Genomic DNA, 18987 nt, shown 5'->3' with positions numbered 1-18987 from the left:
CCGAAGACCTGCCGCATGTCTTCGACCGCTTCTGGCGGCCGAGAAGTCCCGCAACCGCCGCACCGGCGGCAGCGGGCTCGGCCTGGCCATCGTCCGCCAGATCACCGAGGCCCACGGTGGCACGGTCGAGGCGCGCAGCACCGTGGGCGAGGGGTCGGTGTTCCTGCTCCGACTGCCGCGGCACGCTCAGTGATAGACCTGCTCGTAGAAGTAGAGGAACGCGCCCAGGCCGTGGAAGTCGTTCGTGGCCTGGGGCCGGTTGATGTAGTACGCGTAGTCGCCGACGTTGGTTCCGACGGAGATCGACGTGAGGTACGTCAGCCCGTCCGGGTGCAAGGAGATCCGGTTCAGCGCGCCCCGCTTCCCGGCATCCACCGTCGCCTGGTAGTCGTCGCGTGAGACATATCCGCCCTTGATCGCCGCGTCGACCGTGAGCGTGTACATCGCCGAGCATGACGTCTCGGTCCAGTTGCCGGCGCTTGCGCCCTTGTCGACGACTTGGAACCAGCGTCCGCTGGACGGGTCTTGGTAGGCGGCCATGCCACGGACCAAGTTCCGCACGATCGAGACCAGTTGGGCCCGGCGCGGGTGATCGGCCGGGATCAGGTCCAGCAGCTCGGTGGTGGCGACTCCGACCCATCCGATGGCGCGGCACCAGTACTCGGGCGAGAGACCGCTGCTCGGGTCCGCCCATGAGGCTGACTTGGACGCGTCGTAGGCGTGCTTCAGCAGCCCGTTCGGCTGCTGCAAGTGGCTCGCGTAGATGACCAGTTGCTTGGTCGCGATGTCGAACGACTGAGTGCTGTCCCCGATGTACTTGCCGTACTGCGCCATGAACGGGTCGGCCATGAACGCCCCGTCGGACCACAGTTGGTCGGTCCGGTCGGCGCTGTCGCCGTGCCAGAATCCGCCGTCGCTCGTGGTCGGGTAGCCGCCGGCCGGAAGCAGCCGGTCATGGATCTGCTGGGCGGCCAGCCGGTACTTGGCCTGGCCCGTCTCGCGGTACATCGCGATCATCACCTGGCCCGGCATCATGCTGTCCAGGGTGCCGAAGCCGTTGTCGATGTGTCCGGAGGCGTTCACGAACCGGTCGGCCCACGCCTTGATGTACGCGATCAGGGCGGCCCGGCGCGCGGGGTCCGTCGTACGCTGCGCGACCTGGTACTGCCCCATCATGTACAGGGCGACCGGATAGCTCCATCCGCCGACGCTCGCGGGTGTGTACTGGCGCATGGTGGAGTCGATCATCGCGTCCGACCAGTCCGTGCTCTGCGGGTCGGCGACGGTCAGCGAGTCGAGATTGGGCAGACCACCCGTCGTCGTGCTGACGACACGGACCCGATTCGTTCCCGCCTTCAACGTCACGGGCACCCTGGCGGCGGCCCAACTGTCCCAGTTCGGGGTCGGGATGAACTCCGGGGCGGCCACGGCCGCGCTGTTGACGCTGACGCTGCTCTTGCGGCTCGTCGCCGTCCCGTTCGCGTACCGCAGGGTCAGCGTGGCGGCCCCGGCGGCCGGCGCGTTGACGGTGAACTCCACATACGAGCCAACCTCGTTGGCGGTGTTGACGAAGCCGGTGCCGGTGAAACCTGGGTGATCGGAATCCACCGTGCCGTGGAAGACGGTCGCCTTCTCCGCCTCGTACGCCGTCGCTGCCGCGTGTGCCGGGCTCACCGTCACCGCGTAGCTCGTGGCGATCATCCCGATCACCAACGCTAAAGCCCTGATGCGCATTTGAGACTCCCTTTCCAGTCATTCTTGACACCGCCCCGGGGGGAGGTGTGCGGACAGACCGACAGGTGTTCACCACGAACGTGTACGCACTGAGCAACGTGAGGGATGGTGGCTCCGCGCTCCAGGGAAGTCAATAACTAATACGTATTAGTTGGCCGGGCGCGCGCAGGGCCCGCCGCCGCCTGTTCGGATCGAACGGGCAGCGGCGGGCGTGAGGCGGCACTCAGCAGGTGGGGCCTACAGCGTCGATCCGCTTGCCGAAGTTGGTGTCGTAGGCCTTGGCGTAGTCACCGGGACCGACCCTTCGCTTCTCCTGCGGCGCCCAGTCGATGAAGCAGCCGTTGGCGTTGGAGTAGAACGAGTAGACGTGGTCGTGCAGATACGCCGGCATGTCGCGGTATCCCGCGCCGGGCGTCCACCGCCACGGCGTACCCGAATAGTTCCTGTCCTGCCAGAAGCAGATTTCCCCCGCCCCGCACTGGTCGGCCGCGCGTCGCAGAGCGGCGCTCGCGCTCTCTTCCGACGCGGAATTATGGGCCTGAGAGGGATTTGCCGCGCCGGTGAGGGCGACGCAGGCGGCGGCCGCGACAGCGGCCAGAGTCATGCGCATACGCATGGCGGAACTTCCTTGCGGTAGACGTCCTTTTCCGGCCCGTACATATCCATGCGCAATTCAATCGATGCGGTACCGCCCGCCTGCCACCCGAACGAATTAAGCGGACAGATAAATGAAAAGGATGACGAGAATATGAACACGACTTTTCGGATATTTCAGGGCAAACCGAAACCGTGACGTGTGGTCGATGCGCCCGGGGTGTGTGTGGGGGGCGGTGAAGCCCGGCGTCCCGTTGCGTGCGATGTGATCTGGTTCATGACGTAGGCCACCGTCATACGCGAGTCGGGGTCGCACGCGACCAACGAGCCGCCCAGCCGCCCCAGTCGAAGGTGTTGCCGAACTTGCCGACGAGCCGGCCAGGTCCGATCGGCGCGGAGACCGACTCCCAGTTGTGGATCCCGATCGAGTGGAGCAGGGGGAACACCGGCCCGTAGGCACCGTACCGCGCCGGTTTTCTGGCCGGCTCGTTCTGCTACCAGGTGACCGGCAGCGCGTGGAGGCCGTAGATGACGGCCTCGTACTTGAAGGGGATGGTGTCGAGGTCGCCGACCGTGCGGAGGGTCGGGATGCGGCGGAAGAGCGTCGGGTAGAGGACTTGGAGTTCCATCCGGGCCAGGGGCTGGCCGACGCAGTGATGGGTTCCGGCGCCGAACGCCTGGTGCTGGCGGGCGTTGCGGGTGAGGTCGAGGCGGTCGGGTTCGGGGAAGACGGCCGGGTCGCGGTTGGCGAGTTCGCCGAGGAGTATGACGCCGTCGCCGGCCCGGATGGTGTGGCCGGCGATGTCGATGTCTGCCAGGGCGGTGCGGCGCCGGCCGAGGTGGACGATGGACAGGTAGCGCAGCAGCTCCTCCACGGCGCCGCGGATGACGTCGGGGTCGTCCGTGTCGCGGAGCAGGGCGAGTTGGTCGGGGTGGTGCAGGAGCAGGAGCGTGCCCAGGCTGATCATGTTGGCGGTGGTCTCGTGTCCGCCCAGGAGGAGGAGCACCCCCATGGTGGCGGCTTCGCGGCGGGTGAGTTCGCCGGCCTCGATCTGCGTGCAGAGGCTGGAGAGGAGGTCGTCGCCGGGTTCGGTGAGTTTGCGGCCGATGAGGTCGTCGAGGTAGCCGGCGAGGTTGGCGTGGGCGGTACCCCGCTCCTCGGGGGTGGCGACGGTGGAGACGATGGTCTTGCTGTTGGTCTGGAAGAAGCCGTGGTCCTTGTAAGGGACACCGAGCATGTCGGAGATGACCAGGGAGGGGATCGGCAGGGCGAGGTCCCGGACGAGGTCGGCCGGTCGGGGACCGGCCAGCATCGCGTCGATGAAGTCGTCGACCATGTGCTGTACGCGGGGGCGCATCGCTTCGACGCGTTTGATGGTGAAGGCTCCGCTGATCATGCGCCGCAGCCGGAGATGCTCGGGGTCGTCCATGCCGACGAAGCTCAGATCGGTGCTGCCGGCGTGGGCGTGCGCGGGGTCGACAGGGCTGGGGAAGCCAGGATGGGAGAAGTCGACGCTGAGGCGGGGGTCGGACAGCAGGGTCTTCTGCTCGGCGTGACCGGTTACGGCCCATGGGGTGCTGCCGCCCCAGGAACGGACCCGGGTGAGCGCGCCCCGGTCGGGAAGCGCCCGCATCTCGGGCGACAGCCCGAAGGGGCAGCCGGAGGAACGGGGGTGGGGGAAGTCCGGCAGGTCGAGGGTGTCGGTTCCGGGATCGGCGGGGGTGCTGGTCATGGCTTTCTCCGTGGTGTGGGGGGTGGCCTTCGGCGCCGGGGGTCAGGGCGCGGTGGCGGGTCTGTTCACCCGTCATCGCCGAGGCGGATGGCGGCGCCGGGGCAGACGCCTGCGGACTCGCGTACCGCCTCGTGCTGGTCGGCGGCAGGCGCGGCGTCGAGGAGGATGACGATGCCGTCCTCGTCCCGCTGGTCGAACACCTCAGGCGCGATCAGTACGCACTGTCCGGCGCCGCAGCACTTCTCCTCGTCCACGGTGATCTTCACGGGGGCTCCCTTGTCCGGTGGGGGATGGTTCTCGGGGGGGCTTCAGTGCGCTCGGTGGTGCTTCAGCGCGACGACGTGGGCGCGGTGAACAGGCCCACCAGCGCGTCCTCCAGTGAATCGGCGGTCCGCTCCCAGGACGCGCCGGGCCCGGCGGTGCCCTCCGCCAGGGCGCGTTCGCGCTCCGCGCAGGTATGGGTGATCAGATGACGCGCCATCTCGCCGCGCTCGCGGCGCACGGCCTCGGGAACGGTGCCGCACAGGCTCTTGTGGAGTCCTTCGAGGGTGCGGCGCAGGCTGTCCCGGGTGAGGGACTCGTCGGTGACCAGCGCCCGCATCAGCGGATCGGTCATCACCTGGACCGCGAAACGGGCCTGCCAGGAGGGCACGCCGAGGGTCGCGAGGTGCTCGGGTACGGGCCGCACCAGGCACCGGGTCCAGTCCCGCACGTCCGTGCTGCCTTCGGCCGCTTCCACGTACCGCCGGCGGATCGCGGCGATCCGGTCCCCCTGCGCGGCCATCATTTCGCGCACCAGTGTTGCCTTGCTGCCGAAGTGATAGCTGACGGCGGTGTTGTTGCCCTGTCCTGCGGCCTCGCTGATCTGCCGGTTGGAGACGTTGGACAGGCCGTGTTCGGCGTAGAGCCGCTCGGCCGCCGCCATGATCGCCTGACGGGTGTCGGCGCCCCGGCCGGTGCGCGGTTCGGTCCGGTTCACGATGCCACCGGCGCTTCCCGCGAGGTGTCGCTCACGCCTGCCTCCTCGACAGCCCGACTCGCTTGTGCCTGCGGGACGAGTGAATCTTGGATCCCCAATTGAGTCAATCGACTGACTTAATCGGGAGGATGAGTGACCGGAAACGTTCGGGGGACTGTCAGTGGCTGGTGGCAGGATCGCCGGCATGGTTCTCGTACGTACCACTCCGCCCCGGTCTGTCGATGTCACGGCGGTCTTCCCGGAGCTGGCTCCGCTGGCGCGTGACGCGATCCGGCTGCATCCGCGTCCCGGATCGCCTTCGGTGCGCGACAGCTCGGTCGGAGGGCCGCTGCTGTGGCCGGCCGATGAGCCGTGGCCGTACTGCGAAGGCCCGCACGTGGACAGCGGACACCGCCGGCCGCTCGCGGAAGTGCGGCTTGCGCGGCGTGAGTTGGCCCGGCGGCACCGTGATCCGGAGGGTCCCGGTCGCACACCCGAGGAGAAGGCGGCAGGGGAGCGGAACGCCGCCATTGCCGCGGAGCGGCTCGATGCCGGCCCTCCGTGGCCCGCCGAGCGCCCGGTCCCCTTGCTGCCCGTGGCCCAGTTGTATCTGCGCGACGTACCCGTGTTGCGGCCGCCAGGACGGGCCGATCTTCTCCAGGTCCTCTGGTGCCCCTACGACCACGAACCGCGCTACGCCCCGTCGACCGCGCTGTTCTGGCGGGCCGCCGCCGATGTCGTCGACATCCTCACCACACCGCCGGAGCCCTGCGAGGCGGACTGGCCGGGCTATCTGCCGGAGCCGTGCCTGCTCGCACCGGAGGCGATCACCGACTACCCCCACAGCCTGGACACGGACGCGGAGATACAGCGCGCGCTGGAGGACTGGGACAGATGGCAGGCACCCGACGCCGACTTGAGCACGGAGATCCTGAGCACGGAGATCCGCAGTACGGAGATCCTGAGCCCGGAGATGCGGTCCAAGCTGGCGGACTGGAAGCGGCTGCAGGCAACCGACGACGACTACGAGGGGTATCCGACCGAGTTCTACGACCGCTGTCTGGCGTACGCTCCCGGCTGGAAGGCCGGCGGCTGGCCCCCGTGGGGCCGCACCGACCCGTACCCCCGGTACTGCGCCGTCTGCGCCGCCCGGATGGTCCCGCTGCTGACCGTCGCCTCCTTCGAATGGCACGGTTACGAGGGACGAAGCTGGGCGCCGGACGAAGACCAGGCCGCCGCCTACGCCCCTCCTGGCCGCCCGGCTTCGCCGAATCTCTCGCAGCCGACGGCGGTCGAAGTCGGCAGCACCGACAACCTCCAGCTCTACGTCTGCCCGCGATCTCCCGAGCATCCGCACACCGACCTGGTCCAATGAGCTGTCGGGCAGGTGGTGCGCGCCGTCTAACCTATGGGGAATGACCTCGGACCACTTCTCCGCTCCCCTTATCGGCAGACAGGACGCGGTCCGGCAGGTCGACGAGCTGACCCGCGCCGCGCGTTCGGGCCGGGGCGGGGTGCTGGTGCTGCGCGGTGAGGCGGGCATCGGCAAGAGCGCTCTGCTGGACCACGCCCGGCGCGCCGCCTCGGGGTTCCGGATCGTGCGGGCGTCCGGGTCGCAGTACGAGACGGAACTGCCGTTCGCCGCCCTGCACCAGCTCTGCGTACCGATGCTGGGGCACCTCGACGCGCTGGCCGCCCCGCACCGCGACAGCCTCCAGGCCGCCTTCGGCTCGGGTACGGGCACCCCCGACGTGTTCCGTGTCGGTCTGGCGGCCCTGGAGCTGCTGGCCTCCGAGGCCCGTGAGCGCCCGTTGCTGTGCACGGTCGACGACGCGCAATGGCTGGACGCGGCCTCGTTGAAGGCGCTGGCCTTCCTCGCCCGGCGCATCACCTCCGAACCCGTGGCCATGATGTTCGCCGTACGGCTGCCCTGCGACATGGGACGACTCGACGAGCTGCCCGGCCTGCTCCTCGACGGCCTGAGCGACGCCGACGCGCGGAAGCTGCTGGCGGCGCGCAGCCATATGACGCTGGACGAGCAGGTACGCCAGCGGATCATTGCCGAGGCGCGCGGAAACCCGTTGGCACTGCTCGAACTGCCCAGGGCCGGCGGGTTCGCCCCGCCGGACACCACGTCGCTGCCGACCCGCCTGGAGCGCGGCTTCCAAGCCAGGCTCGCCGAACTACCCACCCCGGCAAGGCTGTTGCTGACCGTCGCGAGCGCCGACCCGACCGGCGACCCCGGTCTGCTGTGGCCTGCGGCGCGCCGGCTCGACCTGGACGTGGCCGCAGCCAGTTCGGCCGCTGCCGCCACCGGACTGGTCGAGTTCGCCACCCGCGTCCGGTTCTGCCACCCGCTGGCCCGGTCGGCCGTCTACCGCGCGGCGGAGGCCGCTCAGCGCCGTACGGCGCACCGTGTGCTGGCCGACGTCACCGACCCGGTCACCGATCCCGACCGGCGGGCCTGGCACCGCGCACAAGCCGGCGCAGGTCCCGATGACGACCTCGCCGCCGAACTGGAGCGCTCCGCTTCCCGCGCCCGCTCGCGCGGCGGAGTCGTAGCCGCGGCTGCCTTCCTGGAACGGGCAGCGGCGGTGTCGTCGGACCCCGCCGTACGGATCGACCGGACGCTCGCCGCGGTGCGGGCCAAGCTCGATTCCGGCGACACCGACACCGCCGCTGAACTCGTCTCGACCGTGGAGAGCGCGGCGCCGGACGGACTCCAGCAGGCCGAGGCGGACCTGCTGCGGGGCCAGATCGCCTTCACGCGGCACAACGACGGCGACGGGCCCATGTACATGCTCCGCGCGGCGCGGCGGCTCGCGGATCTGGACCCCGTACGGGCACGCGAGTGTGTTCTGGAAGCCCTCGAAATGGCCTTGGTGGTGGGCCGGCCCGGCGGTGTGACGGACAAGGTCCTGGCAGCGGCGGCGCAGTCGGACGGGCCCGCACACCGCCCACTGGACGTACTCGACGCGCTGGTCCGGCTGGAAGCGGAAGGGTACCGGGCCGCGGTTCCGCTGATACGGAAGGTCCTCCACGGCGACGACGGCGACGACGGCCCGCTGTGGACGCGCCGGCCCGCACTCGCCGTCCTGTTCGCCGGCGAACTGTGGGACGTCCACGCCCACGGAGCGATCATCGAGTGGCTGATGAAGACCGGCAGGGAGTCGGGCTCGCCCCTCGTGCTGCGACTCGGACTCGCCCAGGCGACGACCTACGCCACACTGACCGGAGACCTGGATCAGGCGGCGGCGACGGCCGCCGAGGAGGAGGCGATAGCCGACGCCGTCGGCGGACCTCCGGTCGTGTATCACCGCCTGCAACTCGCCGCGATGCGCGGCCGCCGCCGCGAGGCGTTGGAGCTGTTCGCCGCGGCCACGGCCGCGGCGACAGCGGGGGGTTCGGGGCAACTGATCGCCAACGTGCACTGGACGGCGGCCATGCTGCACAACGGCTTGGCCGACTATCCGGCCGCACTGGCGGCGGCGCGACAAGCCGTGGGCCACGGCGACCTCTTCATCGCCGGCATCTCCCTGCCGGAGCTGGTGGAGGCGGCCGTACGGTGCGGTGAGCACGAAGTCGCCGCCGCAGCCCTGGAATCGCTGACCGAGCGCACCGAAGCCAGTGGAACGACGTCGGGCCTGGGCATCGCGGCGTACGCACGCGGGCTGGTGACCGGCGTCGAGGACCACTACCGCGAAGCCGTCGAGTGCCTGGACAAGAGCCCGTTGCTGCCGTACCGGGCCAGGGCCCATCTCCTGTACGGGGAGTGGCTGCGGCGCGAGGGCCGCAGGCGCGACAGCCGCCAGTACCTGCGCACCGCGCACGAACTGCTCTCCGGGGCCGGTCTCGAAGCGTTCGCCCGACGCGCAGCCGACGAACTGCGCGCCACCGGCGAGAAGGTCCGCAACCGCTCGGGCGGCGCCTACGACCAACTCACCTCGCAGGAGGCGTACATCGCCCGGCTGGTCGCCACCGGCGCCACGTCCAACGAGGTCGCGGCCCGGCTCTTCCTCAGCCCGCGCACCATAGACGCGCACCTGCGCAACATATTCCGCAAACTCGGCATCACGTCCCGCAGACAACTCAGGGACCAGCCCTACCTGGACGCCTGACGGACAACACGTCCCCGGCGCCGCCCACGACAGGGAACACCGCGACAACGCCCGCTGGTGTACGTGGAGAACGGCCTCTACAGCAACGCCGAGGTCAGCGGCCCGGCACCCTCGACCCCGCCCGGCCCTTGGGCTCTCTGGGCGAAGGTGACCCCTTCACCGTCGAACCCCTGGCCGCCACCCGGAAATCCGCTGAGGACAACGTCCTCGCCGCAAGCACCGACCGATTGCGCAGCATGGTGGTCCGCCCCGGACTGATCTGGGGTCCGGGTGACCACGGCCATGTACCCATGGTCTACCGGTCGGTCGCCGCGACCGGGGCGGCCTGCTACATCGGGGAAGGACTCAACACCTACAGTCACGTCCACATCGACGACGTGACTCGCCTGTTCACCCTTGCCCTGGAATCGGGACGCGCGGGAGGGCTTTACCACGCCGTCGCCGGTGAAGTCCCCAATCGGTGGATCGCGGAACGAGTCGCGGATGACCTCGGGGTCGAGACCCGGAGTATCACCCCGGAAGAGGCAGCCGGTGTGTGGGGCGAGTTCGGGGGCCTGATCATGGGCGCCTCCAGCCGTCTGCGAGCTGTCAGCTCTCTGCGGGAACTGCGATGGCGCCCCGAGCGTACGGACATGCTCCGCATGATCGGTGAACCGCGCCTGCGGAAGCTGGCTCAGCGCACTTCATGACAACTCGACTACTCGATGGAGGAGAAACCTTATGAGCGCTGACGGTTGGCTTCCCGACGGCTTCCAGTTTCAACGCGTCGCCACCAACGGAACGCACCTCTCGGTTGCCGTCGGCGGCAGCGGGCCCGTCCTGGTCCTGCTGCACGGCTGGCCGCAGACATCGCGCGCCTGGGCCCGAGTCTTGTCGGACCTCGCGCGGACGCGCACGGTCGTCGCTCCCGATCTGCGGGGTACCGGCCTCAGCGACCGGCCCGAAGACGGCTACACGAAGAGCAACCAGGCACGCGACATGCGCGGGGTGTTGCGGGAACTGGGCCTCACCGGCCCCGTGGCCGTGGCCGGCCACGACATCGGTTCGATGGTCGTGCTGGCCTGGGCGGCCGCACATCCCGATGACATCTCCCATCTCGTCCTGGTCGACGCGTTCCTGCCCGGATTCGGTCTGGAGGAGGCGATGAACCCGGCGGAGGGCGGCATGTGGCACTTCGGACTCTTCATGGCGCCGGACGTGCCGGAGATGCTCTTCGACGGGCACGAGCTGGAATTTCTTAACGCCACGTTCACTGCCATGTCCAACCCCGGCACCTTCAGCCCCGAAGACCTCGCCGCCTACGCCGAGGCATACACAGGGCGGGAGCGGCTGCGCGGCGGGTTCGAGCACTACCGCACCCTGCTTGAGGACGGACGGGAGAATCGCGCGCTCCTGGCCGAGCGGAAGCTGCCCATGCCGGTCCTGGCCATCGGAACAGCCCTGTCCGGCACCACCGACACCGCAGAGATACTGAGTCCGCACGCGGACCATGTGCGGGGAAGGATCGCATCGACTGGGCATTTCGTCGCCGAAGAGGACCCGGACTGGTTCACCAGGACAGTGACCGAGTTCCTCGCCTGACTCACTCGCCCAGGTGGAAGAACGCGCGAATCTCCTCGCCCGCGTCGATGTCGTGGTGGGACGGGCCGACGAAGCGGGGGCTCGGGGACGTCTTCCGGTTGGGGATGACGTGGCCCGCGCCGAACTGGCTGATGAGGCGGACGCCGGCCCAGTCGCGGCGCTCGACGTCCCCGGTTCGGGTTACGACCGGGTCGCCGGCGGGGGCGTAACTCCGGGCCGTGTCCAGCGCGGACCGTACCGTGCCGCGGGTGCGGCCCAGCAGTTTTGTGGCACCTCCCTCGTAGGGGACGACCGGGTCGCCGGTGCCGTGGAGCAGCAGCATCGGGATCCGGGCCGGGGCCACTGCGGTCAGGGTGAAGTCCTCGTCGACAGGAAGTCCCGCGGCGATCAGGACGGCGCCGATGAAGGTCTCCGGGATCTCGCGCAGCAGCCGGTGAACGAGCTGACCGCCGTTGGAGTAGCCGATGACGATCGCGGGCTTTCCGAAGCGCGCGACGACCTCCCTGACGAACCGCACGTCGTCCACGTCGCGCTTCTGGGCCGCGGAGGTCTTGATGCGGCGCGCATCGTTCCAGGCGCGCCTGTAGCCGTTCAAGTAGACGAGATCGGCGCCGATCTTCTCGGCCAGGGCGTCGATCGTGCCGCCGCTGAACTTTCTCATCGCCCTGGCGTTCTGCGTGGTGCCGTGCAGCGCGACGATCAGTGGGGCGGTCGGTGCGGGGCGGCTGGGGGCGACGTGGAGGTAGGTGCGGCGACGGCCGCCGACCTCGATGGTTTCGCGTGACATGGCTACACCCTAGCGCCTGAACGGATGATGTATCCGTATGGATCGCTCATCCGTTTCGATAGGACCTCCGGTAGAGTGCGGCCATGGCAGCGATCGAACCTCCCGCAGCACCGGGATCGGGGCTTCGCCGGGATGTGGCCAGGAACCGCCGCCTCATTCTCGAAGCGGCACGGGCGATCCACGAGGCGGGCGAGCCGCTTCAGTTGAACGCGGTCGCGCGCCGTGCCGAGGTCGGGGTCGGCACGGTGTACCGGCACTTCGCCACGCCCGAAGCCCTGCGCGAGGGCCTCGTCGAACACCGCTTCGTCGAACTGATCGAGCTGGCCCGCGACGCGGCAGAGGTCGCCGATCCCGTGGCCGCGCTCCGCCTGTTCCTGGCACGGGCCTTCCGCGTGTACGCGGACGATCCGGCATTCGCGGCCGTAACGACCGGCGGGCGGGCCGAGCGCGCCGAGACCGAGGAACTGCGCGCGGTGCTCCTGGGCGAGTTCAGCGAGATCGTGCGGCGAGCAGCCGCGGAGCTGCGACCCGGTCTCGACGGCGCCGACCTGCTCCTCCTGATGTGCGGAATCGGTTACGCGGCGCGCCGCCGCCCGGAGAAGGCATCCGAGTACCTGAACGCGCTTCTCGCCGGCCTCTTGGCCGACGACCAGGTTTCTCGCACAGAACCCACTGAACGGCCTTCGCCGGGCGGCACCGAAAGTCGTTGACGCAGGCGATCCCGGCCGCGTGTCTGGGGCAGTGCTGGTGCGTCAGGTGATTCGGGGGCGGGTGGCGTCCCTCTCGGTGTCGTCACACCGCACCGCCCCGGGCCCGGCGGTATCCGCGTACCGGGCTCCGACCGCCGCAAGGAGATGTCTGTCCATGCTCAGTCGCCGCACCACCCTGCTGTCCGCACTCGCCGCGGGCGCGGGGGCCATCTCCCTCTCCGTCTCCGCCGCCTCCGCCTCCGCCGCTCCGCGCGCGGCGCGGTTCGCCCTGCCTCGGCCGAGCGGCCCGTGGCCGGTCGGCGCGGCGGCGTACCGTCTCGTCGACACGACCCGCGGCGACCCCTGGGTGTCCTCGCTCCCGTACCGGGAGCTGATGGTGAGCGTCCGCTACCCCGCCGCCCGTACGGCCGGGATGCCCGCCGTGCCGCAGTTCCTGCCCGGCGAGGCGGCCGGTTTCGCCGCCGTCAACAACCTCTCAGGTGTGCCCGGCGACGCCGTCGACTGGGCCGCCACCCGCACCCACGCGCGGCAGGGGGCCCCGGTGGCGCGGCAGGGTGGGCCGTTCCCCGTGGTGCTGTACTCGCCGGGAGTGCTCGACCCCCGCTCCCTCAACAGCACGCTGTGCGACGACCTCGCGTCGCGCGGGTACGTGGTGGTCACCGTCGACCACACCTACGAGGCGTCCGCCGTCGAGTTCCCCGGCGGCCGGGTCGCGACCACGGTCATGCCCGCCGAGTTCGCCGCCACGGGGCAGGATCCGGTGAAGGTCACCGCTCTGCTGGAGAAGGTCGTCGCCGTCCGCGTCGCGGACACCCGCTTCGTGCTGGACCGGATGCCCGCGCTGCTGCGCCGCGCGGTCGGTGGCGCGGCCGACCCGCACCGGGTCGGGATGTTCGGCCATTCCGCCGGGGGCTTCACCGCCCTTGAGACGATGTACGAGGACGGGCGGATCCGGGCCGGCGTGAACCTCGACGGCGTCCTCGCCTACGTCACGGACGACGCCGAGCCGGGCAACCTGTCGTCGGTCGCCGCGCACGGCCTCGACCGCCCGTTCCTGCTGGCCGGCGACGACACCGACGACCTCGACACCGAGCCCGCCTGGGCCTCGCTCTGGCGGCGCAGCACCGGCTGGCACCGCGGCTTCCGCCTGGAAGGCGCCGCGCACGCCTCGTACACGGACGTCCAGAGCATCGTCCCGCAGCTCGCGAAGCCGCTGGGGCTTTCCGCGCAGACCGTCGAGAGCAACGTGGGGACGATCCCTCCGCATGCCTCGATCGCGGCCCAACGGGCCTACCTAGCCGCGTTCTTCGACCGCCATCTGCGCGGGAGGCCCGACCGGGGCTTGTTCGACACGCCTTCGGCGCGCTATCCCCGGGTGCACCTCTTCGGTTGAGCCACGACGTCCTGACGCGGTCCGGCGTCCGGGCCGCGCTGATCGATCTGGCGGCCGAGCGCATCCGCAACCGCGGGTCGCGCGTACGGGTCGTGGGGATCGATGAGGTCGTCGCCAACACCGAGTGCCACATGGCTCTGGAAGGGCTGTGTGCCGCCAAGGAGCGTGGGCGCCGTCTCCCGCAACACGTCGACCAAGCTCTTCACGGTCACCCTCACAGCGGCGGCAGCCGGCGACACGGCGGTCGTCACCATCGCCCCCTGACGACCCCCCGCCCGCGGAGTCCGGCCTGGTCGGCGCCCGTTAGCCTCGGTACATGCGCGTCACCAGAGAGCTGCCCACGCTCGCCGCAGGCGAGGTGGACGTGCCGTTCGTGATCCAGGGGTACGAGGAGGTCGTCACCGCCGACACGGCGTGGAACGAACACTCCCACCCGTGGCACGAACTCCTCTGGAACGAGCGCGGGGCGTCGACGGCCGTGGTGGGTTCCCAGGTGTGGTGCATCACACCGACCCTGGGGCTGTGGATGCCGGCCGGGCAGTTGCACTCCGCGTCCGCGGTCGCGGGCACCTCCTACCGCGCCCACTTCTTCCGGCACGGCACCCGGTCGGCGCTGTCCGACGAGCCGGTGGCGGTGGAGATCACCCCGCTGCTCCGCCTCCTGCTGGAGCGGCTGGATGAGGCGGAGCTGCCGTCGCACTCCAGGACCGTGACGGAGACGATGATCCTCGATGTCCTGCGGCCCTCTCCCCGTGCGCTGCTGGTCCAGTTGCCCACCTCCGCGTTGTTGCGGCCGGTCGTGGACGTGGTCCGGGCCGACCCCTCCGACCAGCGGACGCTGAGCGGCTGGGCCGAGGTCCTCGGGTGCAGCGCCCGCACCCTGACGCGCGCGTTCAGGGCGGAGACGGGTACGAGTTTCGCCCGCTGGGTGGCGTCGGTCCGGGCCCAGCACGCCGTGCGACTGCTGTCCCTCGGATTCGAGGTCGACGTGGTGGCCGACGCGGTGGGCTACCGCTCGGCGAGCGCCTTCGGGGTGGCCTTCCGGCGTACGACGGGCATGACGCCGGGCCGGTTCCGCGCCCCCTGACCTGTGCGGGCCCATTGACCTGTGCGGGCTCACTGACAGGTGCGGGCCCCCTGACCTGTGCGGGCCCACCGACAGGTGCGGGTCGGTAGACGGCCCCCGACACCGCCTGGCAAGCCGCGCATGTCCCGATCGCTACAAGGGCTGTCGAAAAAGCTCGATTGATCGGCGACGTCCGAATCCATACGCTGTGCAGGTAAGCCTTACCTAAGTTTCTGGTGTGGGTGTGGTGCCCTGCTCCACGACCCGCGTCCCGCGGGTTCCTCGTGTGTGAGCCCGCCCAGCACCCTGAATGAAAGTGGACCACGGGCCATGAGAACCCCTCGCCTTCGCGCGTTCGCCCTCGCGGCGACCCTCCTGCTCGGCCTCACCGCCTGCGGCGGCCAGTCCGGCGACTCGGACGACAACGGCCCTGCGGAGACCGGCGCCAAGACCTCCAGCCAGTTCCCCGTGACGATCAAGCACGCGCTCGGGACCACCGTCATACCCGCGAAGCCCCAGCGCGTCGCCACCGTCAACTGGGCCAACGACGAAGTCCCGCTGGCCCTCGGCGTCGTCCCCGTCGGCATGGCCAAGGCCAACTTCGGCGACGACGACGGGAACGGGGTGCTGCCCTGGACCGAGGCCCGGCTCAAGGAACTCGACGCCAAGACACCGGTCCTGTTCGACGAGACCGACGGCATCGACTTCGAGGCCGTCGCCGACACCGAGCCGGACGTCATCCTCGCCTCGTACTCCGGGCTGACGAAGCAGGACTACGAGACGCTCAGCCAGATCGCCCCCGTGGTCGCCTACCCCGAGGCCGCCTGGGCCACCCCGTGGCGCGACATCATCCGGCTGAACAGCGAGGCCATCGGACTGTCCGACGAAGGCGACGAGCTGATCGGCGACCTGGAGGGCCGGATCGCCAAGACCGTCGCCAAGTACCCCCAGATCAAGGGGAAGTCGGCGATGTTCATGACCCACGTGTCGTCCAAGGACGTCAGCGAGGTCGGCTACTACACGACCCACGACACCCGCACGCAGTTCTTCACCGACCTCGGCATGAAGATCCCGGCCAGCGTCTCCGGGCCGTCCGGGTCGACGAAGAAGTTCGTGCTCACCAAGAGCGCCGAGCGCATCGACGACTTCAACGACGTCGACATCATCACCGGCTACGGCGACGACAAGGGCGAACTGCTGGCGGCCCTCAAGAAGGACCCGCTCACCTCGAAGCTGGCCGCGGTCCAGCGGGACTCCCTCTACCTGCTGCCCGGCAGCACCCCGCTGGCCACTGCCGCGAACCCGACGCCGCTCTCCATCCCGTACGTCCTGGACGACTACGTGGCAGCGCTCGCCAAGGCCGCGGACAAGGCCGCGGACAAGGGCGCGTGAGAGCCACCGATGCCCCGCACGCGCCGGACGCCGTCCCGGTACGGCGTCCGGCGCGCGTGCGGGTCGGCTGGCTCCTCGTGGTCGCCGGGGTGCTGCTCGCCGCCATGACCGCGTCCCTCGCCTTCGGCTCCCGCGACGTCGCCTGGTCCGACGTATGGTCGGCGCTCGGCGGCGCGGACCACACCCTGGAGCAGGCCGCGGTCGCCAAACGCATCCCGCGCACCCTCCTCGCCGTCGTCGTGGGCGCCGCCCTCGGCCTCGCCGGTGCGGTCATGCAGGGGGTGACCCGCAACCCGCTGGCCGACCCCGGCATCCTCGGCGTCAACATGGGCGCCTCCCTCGCCGTGGTCACCGCCATCGCCTCCTTCGGCCTCGCCTCGGAGGCCGGCTACATCTGGGTGGCGATGCTCGGCGCGGGCCTGACCGCCGCGTTCGTCTACGGCGTCGGCTCATTGGGACGCGGCGGCGCCACCCCGCTGAAGCTGGCCTTGGCCGGCGCCGCCATCTCGGCGGCGCTCGCCTCCCTGGTCAGCGCCGTCGTACTGCCGCGCAACGACATCGCCGACACCTTCCGGCTGTGGCAGATCGGCGGCGTCGGCGGGGCCTCGTACACGCAGCTCGGCAGCGTCGTGCCGTTCCTCGCCGTAGGGTTCGTGCTCTGCCTGGCGTCCGCCCGCGCCCTCAACTCGCTGGCCCTGGGCGACGATCTGGCCGCCGGGCTCGGTGAGCGTGTCGCCCTGGTCCGGGCCACCGCCGCACTCGGCGCCGTCGTCCTGTGCGGGGCCTCCACCGCCGTCGCGGGACCGATCGGGTTCGTCGGACTCGTCGTCCCGCACGCCTGCCGGCTGCTGGCCGGTACGGACCACCGCTGGCTGCTGCCGTTCGCCGCGCTGAGCGGCGCCGTCCTGCTGACGGTCGCGGACGTGGTGGGCCGGGTCGTGGCACGGCCTTCCGAGATCGACGTGGGGATCGTGACCGCGCTGGTCGGCGCCCCCTTCTTCATCCACATCGTCCGCCGACAGAAGGTCAGATCCCTGTGACTGCCCCCGTCCACCCCGGCCCGCCCGCGGTGCGGACCGTCACCCGCACCCGGGTGCGCCGCGCCCGCCGGAGGCGGCTGACCGTCCTCGTCCTGCTGATCCTCGTCGTCGCCGCCTTCGCCACGACGCTGATGGCCGGGCACACCTTCTATCCGGCGCGCGACGTGCTGCGCGTGATCACGGGGGAGCAGGTGCCGGGCGCCTCCTTCACGGTCGGCACGCTGCGCCTGCCGCGCGCGGTGCTGGCCCTGACGGCCGGGTTCAGCTTCGGGATCGCCGGAGTCACCTTCCAGACGATGCTGCGCAACCCGCTCGCCAGCCCGGACATCATCGGTATCAGCGCGGGCGCGAGTGCGGCGGCTGCCGTCGCCATCGTGGTCCTCTCGCTGGGCGGGTCCGAGGTCTCGGTCCTCGCGATAGCCGCGGCGCTCGGGGTGGCGCTGCTCGTCTACACGCTCGCCTTCCGCGACGGGGTCGTCGGCACCCGGCTCATCCTGATCGGCATCGGCATCTCCGCCCTCCTCGACAGCGTCACCTCGTACGTCCTGTCGCAGGCCGCCGAATGGGATCTCCAGGAGGCGATGCGCTGGCTCACGGGCAGCCTCAACGGGACCACCTGGCAGGAGACCGTGCCCTGCGTCCTCGCCGTGCTCGTACTCACTCCGGTACTGCTCTCCCAGGCCCGCAACCTGGGCGCGCTGAGCCTCGGCGACGACACCGCGTCCGCGCTCGGCGTCCGCGTGGAACGCACCCGCGTCACCGTGATCGTCGTGGCCGTCGGGCTCATCGCGTTCGCCACCGCCGCGGCAGGACCCGTTGCCTTCGTCGCCTTCCTCTCCGGCCCGATCGCCGCCCGGCTGGTCGGCGGTGGCGGATCCCTGCTGGTCCCGGCGGGCCTGGTCGGCTCCCTGCTCGTCCTGGTCGCCGACTTCACCGGCCAGTACGCCTTCGACGTCCGCTATCCCGTCGGCGTCGTCACCGGCGTCCTCGGCGCCCCCTACCTCGTCTACCTGATCGTCCGCACCAACCGGGCCGGAGGCTCACTGTGACCGCGTCCCACACCCTCTCCACCGAGAACCTCACCCTCGGCTACGGCGACCGCGCCGTCATCGAGGGACTGGACCTCACCCTCGCGGCGGGCCGGATCACGGTGATCGTCGGCGCCAACGCCTGCGGCAAGTCGACCCTGCTGCGCTCGATGTCCCGGCTGCTCAGCCCCCGTACCGGGCGGGTCGTCCTCGACGGCAGGGAGGTCCACCGGACCCCCGCCAAGGAACTCGCCAGGACCCTGGGCCTGCTGCCGCAGTCGCCGGTCACCCCCGAGGGCATCACGGTCCTGGACCTGGTCGGCCGGGGCCGCCACCCCCACCAGCGCGCGTTCTCCCGCTGGACGGCGCGGGACGACGAGGCGGTGGCGGCCGCGCTGGAGGCCACCCACACGGCTGAACTCGTGGACCGGGCGGTCGACGAACTCTCCGGCGGTCAGCGCCAGCGCGTGTGGATCGCCATGGCCCTCGCCCAGCAGACCGATCTGCTGCTGCTCGACGAGCCCACCACGTTCCTCGACATCAGCCACCAGATCGAGGTCCTCGACCTGCTGACCGACCTGAACCGGACCCGCGGCACCACCATCGTCATGGTCCTGCACGACCTCAACCTCGCTGCCCGCTACGCCGACCGCCTCATCGCCCTGGCGTCCGGAGGGCTGCACGCCGCCGGGACCCCCGAGGAGGTGATGACCGAGGACACCGTCCAGGCCCTGTACGGCATGGGCAGCCGCGTCATCGAGGACCCGCTCTCCGGCAAGCCCCTCGTCCTGCCGATCGGACGCCACCACTCGACGGCCGACCGCCGCGAGACTGTCGACGAGGCCCGCTGACC

General features: G+C 70.5%; 18 protein-coding genes and 2 pseudogenes. 13 read left to right on the top strand and 7 right to left on the bottom strand.

Annotated elements, in window-relative coordinates:
- Positions 1-2 precede the first annotated feature (2 nt).
- A pseudogene (locus ACZ63I_RS05705) lies at positions 3-193 on the top strand (ATP-binding protein); the annotation flags it as partial.
- Here ACZ63I_RS05705 and ACZ63I_RS05700 read toward each other — a convergent pair.
- From ACZ63I_RS05700 to ACZ63I_RS05675, 6 genes are all read right to left on the bottom strand, one after another.
- Positions 187-1701, bottom strand: a complete 1515-nt coding sequence (locus ACZ63I_RS05700) for a glycoside hydrolase family 88 protein (protein ID WP_469335707.1) — start codon at positions 1699-1701, stop codon at positions 187-189. The pseudogene ACZ63I_RS05705 and the gene ACZ63I_RS05700 overlap by 7 nt on opposite strands.
- A gap of 256 nt (positions 1702-1957) precedes the next feature.
- Positions 1958-2350 (bottom strand): peptidase inhibitor family I36 protein, encoded by a 393-nt coding sequence (locus tag ACZ63I_RS05695; RefSeq protein WP_469335705.1) that lies wholly within the window; start codon positions 2348-2350, stop codon positions 1958-1960.
- A gap of 271 nt (positions 2351-2621) precedes the next feature.
- Positions 2622-2774, bottom strand: coding sequence for a hypothetical protein (locus tag ACZ63I_RS05690; RefSeq protein WP_469335704.1), 153 nt, complete (start codon positions 2772-2774; stop codon positions 2622-2624).
- Between the two features lie 48 nt (positions 2775-2822).
- Entirely contained in the window at positions 2823-4061 is a 1239-nt protein-coding gene (locus tag ACZ63I_RS05685; protein WP_469335702.1) for a cytochrome P450, read from the bottom strand.
- Between the two features lie 65 nt (positions 4062-4126).
- Positions 4127-4327 carry a ferredoxin gene (locus ACZ63I_RS05680; RefSeq protein ID WP_469335700.1) on the bottom strand — a complete coding sequence of 67 codons (201 nt, stop codon included), beginning with the start codon at positions 4325-4327 and terminating at the stop codon, positions 4127-4129.
- A gap of 62 nt (positions 4328-4389) precedes the next feature.
- The gene (locus ACZ63I_RS05675; protein ID WP_469337004.1) at positions 4390-4986 is read right to left on the bottom strand and encodes a TetR/AcrR family transcriptional regulator; all 597 of its coding nucleotides are present in this window, start codon (positions 4984-4986) and stop codon (positions 4390-4392) included.
- A 238-nt stretch (positions 4987-5224) separates the two neighbouring features.
- Here ACZ63I_RS05675 and ACZ63I_RS05670 point away from each other — a divergent pair, with 238 nt between their 5' ends.
- The 4 genes from ACZ63I_RS05670 (at position 5225) to ACZ63I_RS05655 (ending at position 10718) form a co-directional block, all read left to right on the top strand.
- Positions 5225-6394 (top strand): hypothetical protein, encoded by a 1170-nt coding sequence (locus ACZ63I_RS05670; RefSeq protein WP_469335698.1) that lies wholly within the window; start codon positions 5225-5227, stop codon positions 6392-6394.
- Positions 6395-6434: 40 nt separating this feature from the next.
- Positions 6435-9137: an ATP-binding protein gene (locus ACZ63I_RS05665; RefSeq protein WP_469335697.1), complete on the top strand. Its 2703-nt coding sequence runs from the start codon at positions 6435-6437 to the stop codon at positions 9135-9137.
- A 128-nt stretch (positions 9138-9265) separates the two neighbouring features.
- Positions 9266-9826, top strand: coding sequence for an NAD-dependent epimerase/dehydratase family protein (locus tag ACZ63I_RS05660; protein WP_469335695.1), 561 nt, complete (start codon positions 9266-9268; stop codon positions 9824-9826).
- Positions 9827-9857: 31 nt separating this feature from the next.
- Positions 9858-10718 carry an alpha/beta fold hydrolase gene (locus tag ACZ63I_RS05655; RefSeq protein WP_469335693.1) on the top strand — a complete coding sequence of 287 codons (861 nt, stop codon included), beginning with the start codon at positions 9858-9860 and terminating at the stop codon, positions 10716-10718.
- Between the two features lies 1 nt (position 10719).
- Here the strand turns inward: ACZ63I_RS05655 and ACZ63I_RS05650 are convergent, their stop codons facing one another.
- Positions 10720-11505, bottom strand: a complete 786-nt coding sequence (locus ACZ63I_RS05650; protein WP_469335692.1) for a CE1 family esterase — start codon at positions 11503-11505, stop codon at positions 10720-10722.
- 83 nt (positions 11506-11588) lie between these two features.
- Here ACZ63I_RS05650 and ACZ63I_RS05645 point away from each other — a divergent pair, with 83 nt between their 5' ends.
- The 8 genes and pseudogenes from ACZ63I_RS05645 (at position 11589) to ACZ63I_RS05610 (ending at position 18985) form a co-directional block, all read left to right on the top strand.
- Positions 11589-12215 (top strand): TetR/AcrR family transcriptional regulator, encoded by a 627-nt coding sequence (locus tag ACZ63I_RS05645; protein WP_469335690.1) that lies wholly within the window; start codon positions 11589-11591, stop codon positions 12213-12215.
- Between the two features lie 154 nt (positions 12216-12369).
- A complete protein-coding gene (locus ACZ63I_RS05640) occupies positions 12370-13608 on the top strand; it encodes an alpha/beta hydrolase family protein (protein ID WP_469335689.1) in 1239 nt (412 codons plus the stop codon).
- A pseudogene (locus ACZ63I_RS05635) lies at positions 13605-13769 on the top strand (GntR family transcriptional regulator); the annotation flags it as partial. The gene ACZ63I_RS05640 and the pseudogene ACZ63I_RS05635, both read left to right, overlap by 4 nt.
- A 155-nt stretch (positions 13770-13924) precedes the next feature.
- Positions 13925-14695, top strand: coding sequence for a helix-turn-helix transcriptional regulator (locus tag ACZ63I_RS05630; protein WP_469335687.1), 771 nt, complete (start codon positions 13925-13927; stop codon positions 14693-14695).
- Positions 14696-15004: 309 nt separating this feature from the next.
- Positions 15005-16066, top strand: a complete 1062-nt coding sequence (locus tag ACZ63I_RS05625) for an iron-siderophore ABC transporter substrate-binding protein (RefSeq protein WP_469335685.1) — start codon at positions 15005-15007, stop codon at positions 16064-16066.
- Positions 16063-17106: a FecCD family ABC transporter permease gene (locus tag ACZ63I_RS05620; RefSeq protein WP_469335684.1), complete on the top strand. Its 1044-nt coding sequence runs from the start codon at positions 16063-16065 to the stop codon at positions 17104-17106. Before ACZ63I_RS05625 ends, ACZ63I_RS05620 begins: the two co-directional genes overlap by 4 nt.
- The gene (locus ACZ63I_RS05615) at positions 17103-18155 is read left to right on the top strand and encodes a FecCD family ABC transporter permease (protein WP_469335682.1); all 1053 of its coding nucleotides are present in this window, start codon (positions 17103-17105) and stop codon (positions 18153-18155) included. The genes ACZ63I_RS05620 and ACZ63I_RS05615 overlap by 4 nt, the downstream gene beginning before the upstream one ends.
- Positions 18152-18985, top strand: a complete 834-nt coding sequence (locus ACZ63I_RS05610) for an ABC transporter ATP-binding protein (protein WP_469335680.1) — start codon at positions 18152-18154, stop codon at positions 18983-18985. Before ACZ63I_RS05615 ends, ACZ63I_RS05610 begins: the two co-directional genes overlap by 4 nt.
- Positions 18986-18987: the final 2 nt, after the last annotated feature.

Source organism: Streptomyces sp. NPDC087906, from assembly GCF_055584925.1.
This window is presented reverse-complemented; position numbering and strand designations above follow the sequence as displayed.